Genomic DNA, 17,341 nt, shown 5'->3' with positions numbered 1-17,341 from the left:
GCTCAGAAATTTTTTGGCTTATTCATCATTTACTGTTTTGTAAAAACTATTTTTATAAAGCTATTGTTACTTTTACAAAAACATCGTTACAAATACTGTTTCTAAAATAATATAGAGGTTTTTATATGTCGTCATCTCGGAACGCCAATGACAAGGCTGGTCTGGTAAAATGGTTACCTTGGATTTTGTTACTTGTAGTCACTGTAGCATTTATCTGGTTGTTTGCGAGTATGAAGGCGGCATCAGAGCAGGCTTGGGAGCCACCTAGAACCACGCCTGCTGAGCAGCAAGCCTCAGCGCCTGTAGCAGATACACCCGCGCCGATTTCCTCTTATCATAATGCGGTCGCCCGTGCCTCGCAGTCGGTGGTGAATATTTATACCACCCAAACGATGGCCGAGCATCCTTATATGAATGATCCGGTGTTGCGCCGCTTCTTTGAGTTTCATGGTGGTCCATCACAAGAGCAGGGCAATACCAACTTAGGCTCTGGCGTAATTGTGTCAGAAGATGGTTATATCGTCACCAATGCCCATGTTATTGAAAAAGCCGATGAGATTACCGTTGCCTTTAATGACGGGCGTAAGAGCCGTGCGCAAATCATCGGTACTGATCCTGACAGTGATTTGGCGGTGATTAAAGTCGATATGACGGGTCTGACGCCACTTGGCTTCCGTGAAGATCCTATTCGCGTGGGCGATTTAGCGCTAGCGATTGGTAATCCGTTTGGCGTTGGTCAAACCGTAACCCAAGGGATTATCTCAGCGACAGGTCGTACGGGGCTTGGGGTCAATAAGTTTGAAGACTTTATCCAAACCGATGCCGCTATCAACCCCGGTAACTCAGGTGGCGCTTTGGTTGATGCGCACGGTGAATTGGTCGGCATCAATACGGTGATTTTCTCGCGTTCTGGTGGCTCGATGGGTATCGGCTTTGCCATTCCTACGGCTATCGTTGAGCAAGTGATGAATGCGCTGATTAAAGACGGTAAGGTCAGCCGTGGTTGGTTAGGGATTGAGATACAGTCACAATTACGCGACCCAACGCAGCTAGAAACCTCGACTGGGGTAGAAGTGCTAAATGTCGTTCCTAAGAGTCCTGCTGCTAAAAGTGGTTTACGCGTTGGTGATATCGTCCTGACCATTGACGGCGTTGAGATGACGGATGCCAATACCTTGATTCAGTATGTTGCTCGTAAAGCACCGAATACCACGCTCAACGCGCAAATCTTACGCCGCGGTAAAAATGCCCAAGTGAAGATATTACTAGAGGAACGTCCGGCGCAAGAGCCAATGGCGAGCCCTGTCGTGATTCATGATGAAACGCTTGGCGGTATGGAAGATCCAAGTCTACAAGGTGATAGAGCAGAAGTACCTATGATGTCAGAAGCTGAGCGTGACCGTATGCGCGAAGAGCTGCTACAGTTATTTGAAAGAGATGGCGCACCTTTATAGTGCTATGCTTTATAACGCCATGCTCTATAACGTAAAGTTTAATCAAAACGGTTTTAGAGTGTTATAAATAATAAAAAAGCGCGTTATCTTACAGATAACGCGCTTTTTTTATCGGGATTTTTAAATAACAGCTTTCTTTAAATAATGGCTTTTATTGGTGACAGCTTTTATTAATAATATTTAATATTAACAACGGCTGCTATTTTGCAAAAGACTCATCATTGATATAAATCACCCCTTGTACCCGACAGCAGCAGGGCAGGATTTCATCTTTTTCAATCATGGCAAGTGGCTCAAACGGATAATCAATAACGTGTGAGCTGGCGATGCGCTTGATGCGGCAACTGCCACAATAACCTTCCTTACATTGATAATTGATATCATGTCCGGTGCGTAGCAATCCATCGAGCAGACTTTCGTCATCATGCAAGTAGAATCGCTTCTTACTCGTCATTACCCAAGTCATAATTCAACCTTCTCTTAATTTTCCCATCGTATTGACAGTCAATTTGATGGTTCATTTTAATGATAAAATCTTGCTAAAATAACATTGGCCTAACCTTAAAATAGTAAGGTTAAGCCATTAAAATTACGTGATTAACTTTTAACTCTATTTAAGCTCAAAGCTTTTAAAGCTTAAAGCTCTTAAAGTTCAACGCTTTTAAAGCTCAAAATCATCAAAATCGCTGTCTGATAAATCTGAATCAATCTGACCGACCAAGTACGAGCTGATTTCCGTCTCTTGCGGCGCAACTTGGACATTGTCAGAAGACAACCAAGTATTAATCCATGGAATCGGATTTGATTTAGAGTTCGGGAATGCCACTGGCAAGCCAACCGCTTCCATACGTAAGTTGGTGATAAATTCGATATATTGGCAAAGAATGTCTCTATTGAGCCCAATCATTGAGCCGTCTTTAAACAGATAACCGGCCCATTCTTTTTCTTGCTCAGCCGCTTTGGTAAAGATATCGATGCTTTCTTGATAGCACTCATAGGCAATATCGACCATCTCTGGGTCATCTCTGCCATTACGCATCAAGTTTAGGATATGCTGCGTACCGGTTAAATGTAGCGCCTCATCACGGGCGATTAATTTAATAATCTTGGCATTGCCTTCCATCAGCTTACGCTCAGCAAAAGCAAACGAGCAGGCAAACGACACATAAAAGCGAATGGCTTCTAAGACGTTAACCGCCATCAAGCATAAATACAGCTGTTTTTTCAGCGATTTTAAGCTAACGGTCACTTCTTTGCCATTGACGGTATGCGTGCCTGCGCCATACATATTGTAGAGCTGTGAGTTGTAGTACAAGTCATCGTAGTACTTGGCGATGTCAGCCGCGCGCCCTAAAATGTGCTCGTTTTGCATGATGTCATCAAAGACAATACCCGGATCATTGACGATATTACGAATGATATGAGTATAGCTGCGCGAGTGAATGGTCTCAGAAAACGTCCACGTCTCAATCCACGTTTCAAGCTCAGGAATAGACACCAGTGGCAACAGTACGACGTTTGGGCTACGACCTTGGATAGAGTCGAGTAGGGTCTGATACTTTAGGTTACTGATAAAGATATGCTGCTCATGTGACGATAGATTGCCATAGTCGATACGGTCGCGTGACACATCGACTTCTTCTGGACGCCAAAAGAACGACAGCTGCTTTTCAATCAACTGCTCAAAGATAGGATGCTTTTGTTGGTCATAACGCGCCACGTTGACCGGCTGACCAAAAAACATCGGCTCTTTTAGCGCATTGTTTGGCGTTTGAGAAAAAATCGAGTAAGTCATAGTTCCACCTTTATAAGTGATACAGTTGTGAATCAAAAGTTTTAAAAATGCCGCCTGAGAAATACTTTCAAAAGGGCGTTATAAGTTCTCTAAAGATATTTGGGTCGGTTCTTGTCCATCATTCATATAAGCTTTAAAAATCTCGCTAAGCTCACTATCATCCAATCCTTCCAGCTCATCGATAGCGCTCTTACGCAGCGTACTTAAATCTACCTCTGCGGCTTTCTGTGTTTCTTTTTTTAGCGGCTTTTTTACTGGTTTTTTTGCTTGTTTTGGCGCGTCCATCTTTGGCATTGCGCTGCTATTCAATTGCTGACGAACTTCCTCGATATCGACTTCTACTTGCACGATATGCGAGCCACCATCGTTTAGGTCGGAAAATACGTTAGGGATAAACAAACCACCGTCTTTGATGATTGCGGTATATTGCACGTCTATAACCTCCGTCATTTTTATTCTTTGTGTGTTTCAATTATGGTTGGCGCGACACAAGGCTTTCATATACCTTATTGTTTTCTCTTTTGCCTACGGCTAGCACGTAAACCACCACCACGTCATCTTTGACGGTATAAACCAAACGATAGCCTATGGTGCGTAGTTTGATTTTATAGGCGTCTGTATGTCCTGAAAGTTTCGACGCAGGAACACGAGGGTTTGCTAAGCGCTGCTGTAATTTTTTCTTAAACTGCTGCTGAATACTGGGCGCTAACTTTTTCCATTCTTTTAATGCTAAGGGATGAAACTCAAGATTATAAGTCATCCATCGTTACCTTTACAGGTGTTTGCCCGTCATTCATTCGGGCGCTAACGGTTTGGCTTAATGCCATATCGTCCATCGCTTCCATCATGCGCTCATACATATCTGTGGAAACTAAATAAGCGACAGGTTTATTGTGATTTAAAATAGCAATAGACTCACCGTCCGACTGTTTAATCAGTGCCGAAGGGTTGTTTTTCAGCTCTGAGATACTGGCTGTCTGTGTCGCAAATATCGGTTGCATGATTCATTCTCCGCTAATATTAGGCTCTAAATATAGGACTAATATTAGCACGAAAATTAGGTCTTAATTGTTAATCTATTTATTTAAAAAACTGTGAGTAGGTTGGTGTTGAAAAATGAGCCTTAACGAATTACTTATTTACAATCGTTGGGTGCCGCAAACTCCAATCAACCTACGATTGTTGCTTTCTTTCCAGTGGTAAGCCTATACCTCTAGGAAATGGTTCTTCACCAAGTAGGTAGCACTCTTTATCAAATTCGTAGGGTATAGCAGCAAGACTTCCATCAAATAGTCTTCTTGCAATATGTCCATCCAACTTTTTCTTATAAAAGCTAGGTAGTCCTACTGTATAGACATTTCCCAAAAAAACTAAAGTAAATTCTGCTAAATACTTTGGATATTTATTGCTAGGATAGAAAACGGTTAAACTTAAGGCTCCAGAAAACGTGACTACTAATGGACAAGTTTTTTTTATTTAACTTCAGCTTGAAGTTACCTAGAAGAAAAATTAAACAAAAAATAAAGTCTCTAAAAGACGGGCTATGTATATTTCTAGAAAGAGGATAAATCCCGACCATTCCAAAAACTGAATACAATTCATCTAAGATTTCATTGTTAAAGCCTATCGAAAATGGTACTTCTATCGTTGGTCGTTTACCACCCAGCATATCACCAGTATTTTCTTCAAAATATTTGATAGCAGGTTTGAGATTCTTAATTGCCATTCCACGATCTTTAAGATTAGGATGCGCTATAAAGTCTCCTAATTCTTTAAAAATACTTCCATGATTAGTATCATCTCGACTTGCAGTAATAAAAAGCGCTATATCGTCTTGATCGAAAGTTTGATCCTTGTATTTCTCATAGAAGTTTTTTATCTGATACTCGGTATATGCATTCATATGATTCCAGTACCTTGTAGATAAGAATAAACAGCGGGCTTAACCCAAAAGCCAAACCCGCCATTTATCAAAAGCTTAAATCTTACAAGCCCCGCCAGCACAATCATCTTCCATATCCGCTTGGGCATCATTCGCACCATCACGAGTATTATGGTAATACAGAGTTTTCACGCCAAGCTTATACGCCGTCAACAAGTCTTTTAGCAATACTTTCATCGGTACACGCTGACCATCAAAGCGCGTTGGGTCATAGTTGGTATTGGCAGAGATACTTTGATCGACGAATTTTTGCATGATAGCGACCAGCTTTAGGTAACCGTCATTGTTCGGCATTTGCCATAGTAGCTCGTACTGATCTTTTAGCTTATCAATCTCAGGCACCACTTGCTTTAAGATGCCATCTTTTGATGCTTTGATAGAGACTAGACCACGTGGTGGCTCGATACCGTTAGTCGCGTTGGCAATCTGACTAGAGGTCTCAGACGGCATCAAAGCGGTTAGGGTAGAGTTGCGCAGACCGTGAGTGGTAATCTCAGTGCGTAACGTTTCCCAATCGAGATGTAGCGGCTCTTGGCAGATTTTATCCAAGTCTTTTTTATAGGTATCAATCGGCAAGATACCTTGCGAGTAGGTCGTCTCATTAAATGCCGGACACGCACCTTGCTCTTTTGCCAATTTGTTCGACGCTTTCAAGAGATAGTACTGTAGCGCTTCAAAGGTTTGATGGGTTAGACCAAGCGCGCTGCCGTCTGAATAGCGGACGCCATTTTTCGCTAAATAATACGCATAGTTAATCACGCCAACGCCCAAGGTACGGCGACGCATACTACCGTTTTCAGCGGCTTTGACTGGATAGTCTTGATAGTCGAGCAGGGCATCAAGTGCACGGACGATTAATTCTGCTGGCTCTTCGATATCGCTAACGTTTTCAACTTTACCTAAGTTGACCGCTGATAGCGTACAAAGGGCGATTTCACCGGTTTCGTCATTGATGTTATCAAGTGGCTTAGTCGGTAGGGCGATTTCCATACAGAGGTTTGACTGGCGAATCGGCGCAACTGTCGCGTCAAACGGGCTATGCGTGTTGCAATGGTCGACGTTTTGGATATATATACGACCGGTGCTGGCGCGCTCTTGCATCATCAAACTAAACAGCTCAGTAGCTGGAATTTGACGGCTACGAATGCTAGGGTCGTTCTCGTATTTGGTATATAGCTCTTCAAACTTGTCTTGGTCTTCAAAGAAGGCATCGTACAAGCCCGGGGTGTCGCTTGGTGAAAATAGCGAGATATCTTGACCTTTAATCAAACGGGTATACATGGTTTTGTTTAACTGCACGCCGTAGTCCATGTGACGGACACGGTTGTCTTCAACGCCGCGGTTATTTTTCAGCACCAATAGCGACTCAACTTCCAAATGCCATATTGGGTAGAATAACGTTGCAGCACCGCCACGGACGCCGCCTTGTGAGCAGCATTTAACCGCAGTTTGGAATAATTTATAAAAAGGAATGCAGCCAGTATGCTGCGCTTCGCCGCCACGGATAGGGCTACCAAGGGCACGGATACGACCAGCGTTGATGCCGATACCGGCTCGCTGCGACACATAGCGTACGATGGCGCTGGTGGTGGCGTTGATAGAATCGAGGCTATCACCACATTCAATCAATACGCATGAGCTAAACTGGCGTGACGGCGTACGTACGCCAGACATGATAGGCGTTGGTAGAGAGATTTTGAATTGTGAGGTTGCATCATAGAAGCGTTTAACGTAATCAAGACGCTCTGATTTTTCATAGCTGGCAAACAGACACATGCCAACCAACATATATAAGAACTGCGGGCTTTCATAAACGGTCTTGCTGACGCGGTCTTGCACAAGGTATTTACCCGCCATTTGCTCGACAGCAGCATAAGCAAGATTCATATCGCGCCAGTGGTCAAGGTATTCTTCTAATTCATCAAATTCCGCACGGCTATAGTCGGCTAGGATATGCTGATCGTATTTACCGGCATCAGTTAGCTTTTTAACATGGTCATACAAGTGAGGAGGGGTGAATTTATTATAAGCAATCTTACGCAAATGGAAGATGGCCAAACGCGCGGCTAAATACTGATAATCAGGCGTGGTTTCAGAGATAAGGTCAGCGGCAGACTTGATGATGGTCTCGTGAATATCACGAGTTTTGATGCCTTCATAAAACTGAATGTGCGACTTTAGCTCAACTTGTGATACCGACACATTATCTAAATCATGAGCAGCCCACTCGATAACCTTGTGAATCTTATCTAAATCAATAGGCTCTAAACGTCCATCACGTTTGGTTACTTGGATTTTATCGATATGTGTCATGCTGACCTCGTAAGTTGATTGCTTGGCAATTAATTTATAATGATGCTTATAGTGTTACTTATAGTAATGCGGCGCGGTTGATACCGGCGGGCATTCTTTATCACGCTATCTTTATTACGCTATCTTTATTACGCTATAACATCCTGTCACGGCAGAGTGTTTTTTTAGGCAAAACGATGCCATTGCTCATAGTGAGGGTTTAAATCACTGAGCACTACATATAGCGTATTTGTTAGTAGGTGGACACAATATAGCGGGAAAATTTTGAAAATGCTATATTGATTTTAGCGGCAAACTATGTTGATGAGAGGGTAAAGCGTGTCCAAATTTTAGCAAAGGACGATGGGATAAGGGTTAGACGCCAATAAGAAAAATAATAAAAGTTTTGTAAAAAATGGCGCGAATTTACTTTTTATTGTTGGCTAAATTAACGAGCGCAAATCTGCTGAATGGCGCGCATATTTCGGGTGGTGATTGTACCCCAGCCAATAGAAAATCGCCACCCATATGAGTGACGATTCGGACGAAAAACGGACTGGTTTTTGTTAAATTGGTAAAACTATGATTAGACGACCATGCGTACCGTTTTTGCATTATCGAGTGATGCATAAAGCGTGTTCACTTGCTCAACGGTGGTCAAGTATAAATTGGCACGCACCGAATGGAAGCGTCCTGTTTTTGACGGTTTAACTTCCATAGACGCCAAATCAAACTCTGGAAACTGGCTGCCAAGGATAAGCTTCACTTCATTGAGTAAGCTATCATGCTCGCCTTCATGACCGATAATGCTCAGAGGGTAGTTCATTGGGAACTGCCACAGCTCAGGGTTTTGCACGTCGGTTTTTTTGCCTTTTAAGATACCGTCATTGGCGACCAATTCTGTCACTTTGACCTCTCTTTTAGGGGTTTGATTTGGGTTAGTGGTGTCTTTTGGATCATCAGTCATGATGTTGTCCTTATCTTTGTGAAAATATGAGCTTATGGGTTATGCCGATAAGCGCTTTATTTACCATTTATAAGGCCACTCATCATATTATTCAAGGGTCAGCCAACGACAACTCATATTAAAATCGTTATTTTTTATAACCACATACCGCCACATAATCGCCGCGATCATAGCCTTCGATGACCTCTTGTACCTTGTCATTGGCATACATAGGATGGGTCAATAAAGTTTGCGCATATTCGAAATCGACAAAACCATTGGCTTGCATTAACTCGATTTTCTCATCAGAGGTACGCCAGTTTGCTGACTTCACCAGCTCAATAGGATAAGGGTCAGCAGGGGAGATGTGTTCGAGTAGTGGATGCTCCCACGTATCTACCGCGCTGGCTAAATTGTATAAGCTGGCAAAGCCGCTTTCTTTTGGCACATCAATCAGGATAAGTTTGCCGCCAGTCTTTAGAGCGTCAAAGGCCTTTTTAATACAGACATCCAAATCGCTGATATAGCTGACGCTGCCATTAAACATGATGATATCAAATTTATTAGGCGCAATCTCGCAGGTTTCAGCAGGGCTGATATCTACTTGCAATCCGCGCTTTTCAGCGACTTCAGCCATATCTTTCGATGGCTCGATACCATGCGTGATATGAATGCCGTAATCTTTGGCCAACAGTGATTCGAAAAGACCACTACCACAGCCGATAGACAATATCTCGCTATCTTTATCTAAGAAGTGAGCGACCAGCTTTAGCTCACTGGTCAGTAAGTTTTGGTTGTCAAAAAACCAGCTGTCATACGCGCTTGCGTGTTCATCGAATGCTGCCATGGTGTTTCTCCTTGTTGATCGTTATTATTGATCATTGTTTCTGATTTTAGAGGGCTTTTTTAGAATCAAGCTAGATTGAGTATAAGTTAAGACAAATCTAATGCCTGCTGCCAAAAATTAACTTCCATACGTGCGGCGGTGTTAAATAACCGTTGGAACTTGTCTGCCTGAGCAGGGCTGGCATCGGCTAGCAGCGTATTAATCTGTGCTTCGTTCTGCGCGGTAATTACTTGGAACTCATCGCTAGAAAACACGTCAATCCATGGTTGATAAGGGTTGTTATCGATAAAACCCTCATCTTTGATGCGTTTACCAATTTCCCCATAACCCATTAAGCAAGGCGCAATAGCGGCATACAGTTCGGCCAGCGAGCCTGACATTGCAGCGTCTAATATATAGCGACTATAGGCGATGGTGACGGCAGATTCAGGGGCGTTTTCTACTTGTTCAAGTGGTATATTCCACTGACGGCAGAAATCCAAATACATAGCGATTTCCATATCGAGCATGGCATTGATACCTGCTTGACCGACGCGCATTTGTGCCAGCGTGTCACTCTTATATACGCTCAGCGCCATCACGCGGGTATAGTGAATTAAGTATAAATAGTCTTGCACAAGGTAGTGGCGAAAGCTGTCAGGGGCGAGTGTGCCAGCGGTCAGCTGTTTGACAAAGTCGTGCTGAATGTAATCATCCCATGTGGGACAATTGTGACGTAGCGTTTGGTAATCCATAGTTTTCACTTACTGTTATAAAACGCAAGCAAGCAAATGGCAGGAAACGAGAAGTGATAAGGCACAAAAAAATTGCCAGTCTAGGGTAAATAGATTGGCAAAATATGAAGTAAATGTGACTTATCTATCGACACGCTTGTTTCCTACGTCAGTGCTAACTGCATCAGGTTCGCGGGTAACTCTCAGCCATGATTTTGATTGTAGTTAAAGCGTCAAAATCAAAGCACCCCGACAAGGTTTATTTTTTAATAATAAATATAAAATTTAAATGAGTTCGAACTGCTGTTATTTAAGAAGTTGAGCCCTATGATAGGCGAACTCAGCCATCATTAGCAAGTGATGTCCAAATAACGATAAAAAAAGCAGCTTAGATTTAAAAAGTTATTTTTTATCAAGCTGTTCAATAGCATTGTGATAAAGCATCAGCATGGCTTTAAAACGGCGCTCATATAAGCCTTCTGCATATAGCAGCTCCACACTTAAGCTATCGATTACGCCTAGATAAGCATCGGTATACAGCTCTAGCTGCTCAGAGTCGAGCTGATAAGGCTGTAGAGCCAGCTGTATGTGCTCAGTCAACACCTTTATATAGACATTAAAAGTCGCCGCGCTGGTATCGGTCAAATGCACAGGTGCGGCATAGGCCATGCGAATTAAAAACCGTAAGGTAATTGCGCTTTCATAACGCGCTTCAAAAGCATGGCAATACGCTTCACCGGGAGTAGGAAATTCACTAGTCGTTGCAAAGCATGACTTAATAAATGCACATTCTGACTCGAGCGCATCTTGCAGTAATTCTAAAAATATCGCTTCTTTGCTGGCAAAGTGCGTATAGAGGGAGGCTTTGCGGATGCCCACAGCCTTGGCAATATCACTGAGTGACGCGCCCTCGTAGCCATGCATAAAGAAAGGCTCAAACGCGGCATCAATAATACGTTGCTTAGCGCTTGAGCGTGGTTTATGGCTTTGCATAGGCCTCCTCTAATGATGGTGTGGTGACACTGCTATAAGGTTTTAAGCTTCTAGAACCAAGATAGACCAATGCCAAAATAATCGGTCCCATGGCACCTAGCAAGATTAACCAGTATAAGGTGTTCATCTCGACCAATTGTCCCGCGATGGGTGTGGCAGTAGATGAGAGTAACATAGGAATGGCGCCCAATAAAGCTGCGCTTGAACCCAAAGCGCTGCGCTGCGAGTCCATTGCAATTGCCATCAACGTCGCTTCTAATACACCAAGACCAAATAATCCCAAGGCAATGCCAGTGACAATACCGACCAAACCCATCGATAGCAGATAAGCGATGATGCAAACGGCACTACCGAGCATCATGACACCGGCACCGATTAAGGCCAAACGTGATGCTGATATTTTTTTGACCAAATAAGCGGTAGAAGAAGCACCTAAAATCAGACTGATACTCGTGAGGCCAAAGACAAAACCAAATTGCTCTAGGCTAAGACCATAGTTTGTTTGATAGACATAAGCAGAACCACCGATGTAGGCAAACAAAAAGAAATACACCGCAGATAGCGCAAATAGATTAAAGACAAAGGTTTTGTTCTTTAATATGCCGACATAAATGCCTGTAATATTTTTTATATTTAATTGAATGCGCTTGTCTTTTGGCAAGGTTTCTTTGATATTCAACAGCGTATTAATGAGTACAATCATACCTAACGCCGCCAAAATAAACATGACGCCGCGCCAACCATAATGCGCACCGACGATACCACCGATTGCTGGCGCGACGATTGGACCTAATGCCACAATGGTATTTAATAAAGCATAAATTTGTGCCGCTTTTGGGCCATCGACGAGATCACGTACCATACTCATCACCACCACGATAGCCATAGAGGCGCCAAGACCTTGCAAAATGCGGGCAAAGATTAGGCTTTCAATACTTTGTGACCACATCGCCCACACGGAAGCGCCAATATATGCCAGTAAGCCTGCAAATAATGGTGCTATTCGTCCTATAGCGTCAGATACCGGACCAAATACCAGCTGTCCTAAACCCATAAAAATAAGAAAGACGGTCAACGTGATTTGCGTGGTGGCGTAGGAAGTATTGAGGTCTGTTGCCATATTCGGCATAGAGGCCAAATACATATCAATCGCTGCAGGGCCAAGCGCCACAATGATGGCAAGAGAGATGACGGTTTTGATACTGATGTGATTTACATGGGTTTGTTTATTCATAAGAGTGCACTATTAACTATTTATCTATTTAATTTTTTAACTACCGAACGGTAGGTAGTTATACTCGCTATTTTAAATAAAGGCAATATTTTTATGAGTTAATTGCTTATCTTATGCTATAGCGGCTCTATATTTAATAAGTAAAAGCTAATAGCCATTAAATAACAGGCACAAAAAAGCTGAGATATACTCAGCTTTTTTGGTTTGCCACTAGGCGTAATAAGATATGTTTAGCACATACTATTTAAATTAGTCATTTTCAAGGAATGAGCGTAAGTGCTCAGAACGTGAAGGATGACGCAATTTACGTAATGCTTTTGCCTCAATCTGACGAATACGCTCACGCGTTACATCAAACTGCTTACCAACTTCCTCTAACGTATGGTCAGTTGGCATATCGATACCAAAGCGCATTTTTAGGACACGCGCTTCACGCTCAGTCAAGTTGCCTAAGACATCACGCGTCGCTTCACGCAGACCAGCTGCGGTCGCATCATCGACAGGGCTTGAAATCGTACCATCTTCGATAAAGTCGCCTAGGTGTGAGTCTTCATCGTCACCGATTGGCGTCTCCATAGAGATAGGCTCTTTGGCAATTTTTAGCACTTTACGGACTTTAACTTCGTCCATCTCTAAGCGTTCGCCTAATTCCTCAGGCGTTGGCTCGCGGCCCATTTCTTGTAGTAATTGACGTGAGACACGGTTTATCTTGTTAATGGTCTCAATCATATGCACAGGGATACGAATCGTGCGCGCTTGATCAGCGATAGAGCGGGTAATCGCCTGACGAATCCACCACGTGGCATAGGTTGAGAATTTATAACCACGGCGGTATTCAAATTTATCAACCGCTTTCATCAGACCGATATTACCTTCTTGGATTAAGTCCAAGAACTGTAGACCGCGGTTGGTATATTTCTTAGCGATAGAAATTACCAGACGCAAGTTAGCTTCGACCATCTCTTTTTTGGCACGGCGCGCTTTTGCTTCGCCAACAGCCATACGACGGGCGACGTCTTTCATGTCGTGGATTTTCATATCGAGCTGCTGCTCGTAATCACGAATTTTACGTTGTAGTAAAATCACATCGTCAGCGACTTTTTCTAACGTACCTGCAAAAGCAGGTTTGCCTTTGATCCGCTCAATGAGCCAATCAACGTTGGTTTCATTGCTAGGGAAAGTTTTACGGAATTCTTCACGCGGCATACGACCACGGCGAATCACCAAACGCATGATTTGACGCTCTTGCTTACGCACATCATCATAGACGTCATGCATGATAGCCATGACTTGGTCTGACAAGCGATTGTTTAACTTTAACATCATAAAGCGTTCGGCAAGTAAGGCATAAGCAGCATCTGCTTCTACGCTACCACGGCCATAATCAAGCAAGGCTTGTTTGGCTTTAATAAATAAGTGTTCAATCTCTTCTAGACGTAAGCGTACTTCTTCTGGATCGATACCGCCGGTTTCTTCTTCGGCTTCTTCTTCAACTTCGACCTCGTCGTCCTCGTCATCATCGTCAAGCGCAGCTTTGGCATTGGCTTTTGGTTTGATAACTGGCGGATTCTCTTTTTCTTCTTTAATACGCTCGCGTTCTTCTTTCGCCGCTTCTTTTGCTTCTTGGGCGGCGATTTTGTCTTCTTCGGTTTCAGGGTCTAAGAAACCTGTGATGACGTCAGACAATTTTTTCTCGCCATCTTGGACTTTTTGGTACTCATCAAGGACGAACTGTACCGTACCCGGCCAATAAGACATCGCATGCTGCACGTCACGAATACCTTCTTCGATACGCTTAGCAATGGCAATCTCGCCTTCACGGGTTAAGAGGTCAACCGTACCCATTTCACGCATATACATACGTACAGGGTCAGTGGTACGACCAGGCTCAGTCTCGACCGAAGCCAAAACCGCTGCTGCCTCATCGGCTGCCATGTCATCATCGCTTGAATCATCGTTCATCAAGATGTCATCGGCGTCGGGCGCAGATTCAAAAATTTTAATGCCAACGTCCGTTAGCATTTGCACGATATCTTCAATCTGATCACTTTCAGTAATAGAGTCGGGCAGTTGGTCATTCACCTCAGCATAGGTCAAATACCCTTGCTCTTTACCCATTTGGATTAAGGTGGCCAGTTGAGATGTGGACTTAGAAACTGACTTATCGTTCATAAATACTCGCTTGCTTGTATCGGACATTTTTATATTGTGACTCGCTATCGCTTACGGGGTGCGTTGATATAATCAATCGATTCATCAAAATATGGCGTAAAGGTTGTCAATAATAACAAAAATGAGTGGATATGAATAAAGGCTCAAAATACTACAATTACAATACTAAAAAACCGCTAAAAATTGGTCATGCGCAAAATACTTCAAAATCATATTACCTAAAAATACAGTTGCCTAAAAATACGGTTATCTGAAAAATACTATTAATTAAAAAACAACCCTAAAAAATACTATGAGCTAAAAAATGGTCATTCAAAAATACAGCGATTTAAAATTTATGTTTTAAAAAGCGCTTTGAAAATGCATACCTAGAGCTGTGCTTTTAGCTAAAATTGTGCTTAATGATGCGGGTTTATCGTCATCTATTAAGTCGGGCTATAAATAGTTAGCGACACAGTTTAACACAGACCAGCGTAATCAAGCACGAGCTAGTGACGCTCGCTGCTATTTATCTAGCATTTATCTGGTATTTATTAATGATATTACCCATTATTTTTCACCCATTGGTTTTTTATCAGTAGCCTGATGGAGGGCGGTATATGCAACTGGGCATAATCATTAATAGTGGGGGCAACCGCGATGCTTTTAAAGGGTCGCTGCCCATAAATAAAATCTAGGACGTATCCCAGCCTAGCCGTTAAGATTTCACCGTTGCCATTTGTGCCGATTGCTCTGCTTGCTGCGCGCGTAACCAGTCGTTTAATAATTGTGACTGCTTACGGACAATCGCCAGTTTTATATTGTCGGGGTTCTTAACCAAATCTTGGATTTTTTTCTTCATATGACGTTCAATCAACTGGCTGACCAACTCTTCAACCAAACCATCAAGGCTTAAGATATTGCGCGTGGTAAGCGCTTTATAAAATCCGCCCCAATCGCGGCTAAGCGTCTCTTGGGTGCTGGGTTTGACATTGGATAAGATAAAGTGCGCCGCTGCATTGGCGTCTTTAGGCAAATAATTAAGACAGCGCTTAATGGTGCTGACGATATCGAGCAAGGCATTATCTTGCAGGTCTTCCCATGCCAGTGGACGCAATGTATCGGCAGAGGCTTTTTGTTTGATATGCGCCGGCAGCTGCAAATCATTAATACCTGCCTGCTGCCAAATGGCTTCGATAGGGTCATCACTTAAGGCGCGCGGCTGGAATAAAAAACACAGCTGCAATTGCTGACTGATGGTCATATCGCCATCAAAATCTAGCAGCGCGTCTTTGGCATCTTTGTTTTGACTACGTTTACCGCCCAGCTTTTGATAAATGTCATTATTCAAAAGATAGCGAAAGCTACTGCCTTTAGGTAGGGCGGTGGTCAACGCGCGCACTTGCGACATAAGCTTGGCTTTACCTTCTGCCAAGGTCAAGTCGTAGCGCTCACTTAAGTAAGCAAAAATATACTGTGATAGCGGCATGGCCGTAGCGATTTGCTCACGCATCGCATCCGCGCCCTGACTTTTAATAAAAGTATCAGGGTCATGATTGTTAGGTAAGGTTAAAAACCGTAGCTCTTTATCATCGCCAAGTACAGGCAGCGCGACTTCAAGGGTGCGCCAAGCGGCCTTTTGTCCCGCGCTATCACCATCGAAGCTCAATGTTAGGGTAGGATTTAATGTCAACAGCCGTGATATTTGGCTCTCATTAATCGCCGTACCCATAGAAGCTACCGCACCATAAATACCGGCTTGATAAAGGGCAATGACATCCATATAGCCTTCGACCACCAGCCAGTTATCAGCGCGCTGCTGGCGAGATTCGTAATAGCCGTATAGTACGTGCTGCTTATGGAAAACCGGCGAGTCGGACGAGTTGATATATTTGGGCTTTACCTCGTCATCAAGCGCGCGACCGCCAAAACCAATGGTACGACCTTGGTTATCGCGAATCGGGAAAATAACCCGATCACGAAGTAGGTCGTAATCGCGCCCTGATTCTGATTTGCGCACTAAGCCCAAGGCTTTAAGCCCTTCAATGTCCTGCGGGAATTGATGTTCAAGATGCTGCCAACCAAAGGGCGCATAGCCGAGACCAAAGGTTTCAAAGATGTCTTCGGTGATGCCACGCGATAAAAAGTAATGCTTGGCATGCGGATGGATAGTGAGATTATGCTGATAAAACTGCTGGATTTGCTCTAGCAACTCGTAAAGATTGCCGTCTTTATCAGAGACGCTATTATCATCGTAGAGAGCAGTAGTGTCAGCATCACCGGTTAACCATGCAGGTGGATAACTACTATTGTCTTGATAGTTGGCATCACCTTGGTAGCTAGTATCGTAGTCATCCATCGCATAAGGAACGGAATCATACGCGTCTAATGGCGGATAATTGTCATAGTTGTCGTTATAAGCTGGCGGTTGCGTATCAGCAGCTCGCACGCTTATGGATGACTGAGTATCGGCTACGGGCTGGTTATTAGTCGATTGTGGCTGCGTTGCTGCTGCCGATGTTGCTGGCTCAATAGCGGTTTTTGGCTTGGTTTCCGGCTTAGCTTTTGGCTTAATTGGGGCACGCTGATAGCTGACGTTTTGTTGTTCTTCTTTTGGTACTTCGATGCCCGTTTGTTTGGACAGCTCATTAACCGCTTCGATAAAGGTCAGGTTTTCATAATCACGCAAAAAACTGATGGCGTTACCACCGACACTACAGCCAAAGCAGTGATAGATGTTCTTTTGCGGATTGACATAAAAAGACGGCGACTTTTCGCCATGAAACGGACAGCAGCCTTTGTACTCACTACCCGCACGTTTAAGCGTGGTATGACGCCCAATGATACTGATTAAGTCAGCTTGGCTATTTAATTGCTCAAGAATATGGTTAGGAATGCTCATACAAAAAACAGTTTACCATAGGTCAATTATATTAAGCATCGACAATCAGTTAGAAATAAAAACTGAAAGTAG

At 43.3% G+C, this 17,341-nt stretch carries 15 protein-coding genes and 1 riboswitch; of the genes, 1 reads left to right on the top strand and 14 read right to left on the bottom strand.

The genetic code is table 11. The annotated features are described in order from the left end of the window. Nucleotides 1–125 precede the first annotated feature (125 nt). Entirely contained in the window at nt 126–1,454 is a 1,329-nt protein-coding gene (locus JMX50_RS04435) for a S1C family serine protease (RefSeq protein ID WP_201624331.1), read from the top strand. 199 nt (nt 1,455–1,653) lie between these two features. On the opposite strand, the gene yfaE is transcribed toward JMX50_RS04435, so the two are convergent. From yfaE to JMX50_RS04365, 14 genes are all read right to left on the bottom strand, one after another. Next, nucleotides 1,654–1,920, bottom strand: a complete 267-nt coding sequence (gene yfaE / locus JMX50_RS04430) for a class I ribonucleotide reductase maintenance protein YfaE (RefSeq protein ID WP_201628582.1) — start codon at nt 1,918–1,920, stop codon at nt 1,654–1,656. Nucleotides 1,921–2,115: 195 nt separating this feature from the next. Further along, entirely contained in the window at nt 2,116–3,249 is a 1,134-nt protein-coding gene (gene nrdB, locus JMX50_RS04425) for a class Ia ribonucleoside-diphosphate reductase subunit beta (protein WP_201628581.1), read from the bottom strand. Between the two features lie 78 nt (nt 3,250–3,327). After that, the gene (locus tag JMX50_RS04420; protein WP_227670906.1) at nt 3,328–3,699 is read right to left on the bottom strand and encodes a hypothetical protein; all 372 of its coding nucleotides are present in this window, start codon (nt 3,697–3,699) and stop codon (nt 3,328–3,330) included. Between the two features lie 22 nt (nt 3,700–3,721). Beyond that, nucleotides 3,722–4,009: a type II toxin-antitoxin system RelE family toxin gene (locus JMX50_RS04415; protein WP_201628580.1), complete on the bottom strand. Its 288-nt coding sequence runs from the start codon at nt 4,007–4,009 to the stop codon at nt 3,722–3,724. Continuing rightward, nucleotides 3,999–4,250: a type II toxin-antitoxin system Phd/YefM family antitoxin gene (locus JMX50_RS04410; protein WP_201628579.1), complete on the bottom strand. Its 252-nt coding sequence runs from the start codon at nt 4,248–4,250 to the stop codon at nt 3,999–4,001. Before JMX50_RS04410 ends, JMX50_RS04415 begins: the two co-directional genes overlap by 11 nt. Nucleotides 4,251–4,657: 407 nt before the next feature. Beyond that, nucleotides 4,658–5,152 (bottom strand): hypothetical protein, encoded by a 495-nt coding sequence (locus JMX50_RS04405; protein WP_201628578.1) that lies wholly within the window; start codon nt 5,150–5,152, stop codon nt 4,658–4,660. Between the two features lie 75 nt (nt 5,153–5,227). Then, nucleotides 5,228–7,504, bottom strand: a complete 2,277-nt coding sequence (nrdA, locus tag JMX50_RS04400; RefSeq protein ID WP_201628577.1) for a class 1a ribonucleoside-diphosphate reductase subunit alpha — start codon at nt 7,502–7,504, stop codon at nt 5,228–5,230. Nucleotides 7,505–8,069: 565 nt separating this feature from the next. After that, nucleotides 8,070–8,450, bottom strand: coding sequence for a YbeD family protein (locus JMX50_RS04395; protein ID WP_192524586.1), 381 nt, complete (start codon nt 8,448–8,450; stop codon nt 8,070–8,072). A gap of 127 nt (nt 8,451–8,577) precedes the next feature. Beyond that, nucleotides 8,578–9,276 (bottom strand): class I SAM-dependent DNA methyltransferase, encoded by a 699-nt coding sequence (locus JMX50_RS04390; RefSeq protein WP_201625697.1) that lies wholly within the window; start codon nt 9,274–9,276, stop codon nt 8,578–8,580. Between the two features lie 86 nt (nt 9,277–9,362). Beyond that, entirely contained in the window at nt 9,363–10,010 is a 648-nt protein-coding gene (tenA, locus tag JMX50_RS04385; RefSeq protein WP_201628576.1) for a thiaminase II, read from the bottom strand. Nucleotides 10,011–10,133: 123 nt separating this feature from the next. Further along, nucleotides 10,134–10,251: riboswitch (TPP riboswitch) on the bottom strand. 140 nt (nt 10,252–10,391) lie between these two features. Beyond that, on the bottom strand, nt 10,392–10,982 hold the full coding sequence (locus tag JMX50_RS13250; RefSeq protein WP_201628575.1) for a TetR/AcrR family transcriptional regulator: 591 nt from the start codon (nt 10,980–10,982) through the stop codon (nt 10,392–10,394). Then, nucleotides 10,969–12,216, bottom strand: coding sequence for a multidrug effflux MFS transporter (locus tag JMX50_RS04375; RefSeq protein WP_201628574.1), 1,248 nt, complete (start codon nt 12,214–12,216; stop codon nt 10,969–10,971). Before JMX50_RS04375 ends, JMX50_RS13250 begins: the two co-directional genes overlap by 14 nt. Before the next feature lie 249 nt (nt 12,217–12,465). Continuing rightward, complete coding sequence (gene rpoD / locus JMX50_RS04370) at nt 12,466–14,388, bottom strand: RNA polymerase sigma factor RpoD (protein WP_201628573.1); 1,923 nt, start codon at nt 14,386–14,388, stop codon at nt 12,466–12,468. Between the two features lie 697 nt (nt 14,389–15,085). Continuing rightward, nucleotides 15,086–17,269, bottom strand: coding sequence for a DNA primase (locus tag JMX50_RS04365; RefSeq protein ID WP_201628572.1), 2,184 nt, complete (start codon nt 17,267–17,269; stop codon nt 15,086–15,088). Nucleotides 17,270–17,341: the final 72 nt, after the last annotated feature.

The organism is Psychrobacter maritimus, assembly GCF_904846345.1.
In the GTDB taxonomy this organism is placed as follows: Bacteria; Pseudomonadota; Gammaproteobacteria; order Pseudomonadales; family Moraxellaceae; genus Psychrobacter; species Psychrobacter maritimus.
This window is presented reverse-complemented; position numbering and strand designations above follow the sequence as displayed.

What these genes read in the sequence shown, in the direction of transcription:
- JMX50_RS04395 (WP_192524586.1), bottom strand. Translation starts at nt 8,450, where the DNA reads ATGACTGATGATCCAAAAGACACCACTAACCCAAATCAAACCCCTAAA.
- JMX50_RS04365 (WP_201628572.1), bottom strand. Translation starts at nt 17,269, where the DNA reads ATGAGCATTCCTAACCATATTCTTGAGCAATTAAATAGCCAAGCTGAC.
- JMX50_RS13250 (WP_201628575.1), bottom strand. Translation starts at nt 10,982, where the DNA reads ATGCAAAGCCATAAACCACGCTCAAGCGCTAAGCAACGTATTATTGAT.
- yfaE (WP_201628582.1), bottom strand. Translation starts at nt 1,920, where the DNA reads ATGACTTGGGTAATGACGAGTAAGAAGCGATTCTACTTGCATGATGAC.
- JMX50_RS04375 (WP_201628574.1), bottom strand. Translation starts at nt 12,216, where the DNA reads ATGAATAAACAAACCCATGTAAATCACATCAGTATCAAAACCGTCATC.
- JMX50_RS04420 (WP_227670906.1), bottom strand. Translation starts at nt 3,699, where the DNA reads ATGACGGAGGTTATAGACGTGCAATATACCGCAATCATCAAAGACGGT.
- JMX50_RS04390 (WP_201625697.1), bottom strand. Translation starts at nt 9,276, where the DNA reads ATGGCAGCATTCGATGAACACGCAAGCGCGTATGACAGCTGGTTTTTT.
- nrdB (WP_201628581.1), bottom strand. Translation starts at nt 3,249, where the DNA reads ATGACTTACTCGATTTTTTCTCAAACGCCAAACAATGCGCTAAAAGAG.
- nrdA (WP_201628577.1), bottom strand. Translation starts at nt 7,504, where the DNA reads ATGACACATATCGATAAAATCCAAGTAACCAAACGTGATGGACGTTTA.
- JMX50_RS04415 (WP_201628580.1), bottom strand. Translation starts at nt 4,009, where the DNA reads ATGACTTATAATCTTGAGTTTCATCCCTTAGCATTAAAAGAATGGAAA.
- JMX50_RS04405 (WP_201628578.1), bottom strand. Translation starts at nt 5,152, where the DNA reads ATGAATGCATATACCGAGTATCAGATAAAAAACTTCTATGAGAAATAC.
- tenA (WP_201628576.1), bottom strand. Translation starts at nt 10,010, where the DNA reads ATGGATTACCAAACGCTACGTCACAATTGTCCCACATGGGATGATTAC.
- rpoD (WP_201628573.1), bottom strand. Translation starts at nt 14,388, where the DNA reads ATGAACGATAAGTCAGTTTCTAAGTCCACATCTCAACTGGCCACCTTA.
- JMX50_RS04410 (WP_201628579.1), bottom strand. Translation starts at nt 4,250, where the DNA reads ATGCAACCGATATTTGCGACACAGACAGCCAGTATCTCAGAGCTGAAA.
- JMX50_RS04435 (WP_201624331.1), top strand. Translation starts at nt 126, where the DNA reads ATGTCGTCATCTCGGAACGCCAATGACAAGGCTGGTCTGGTAAAATGG.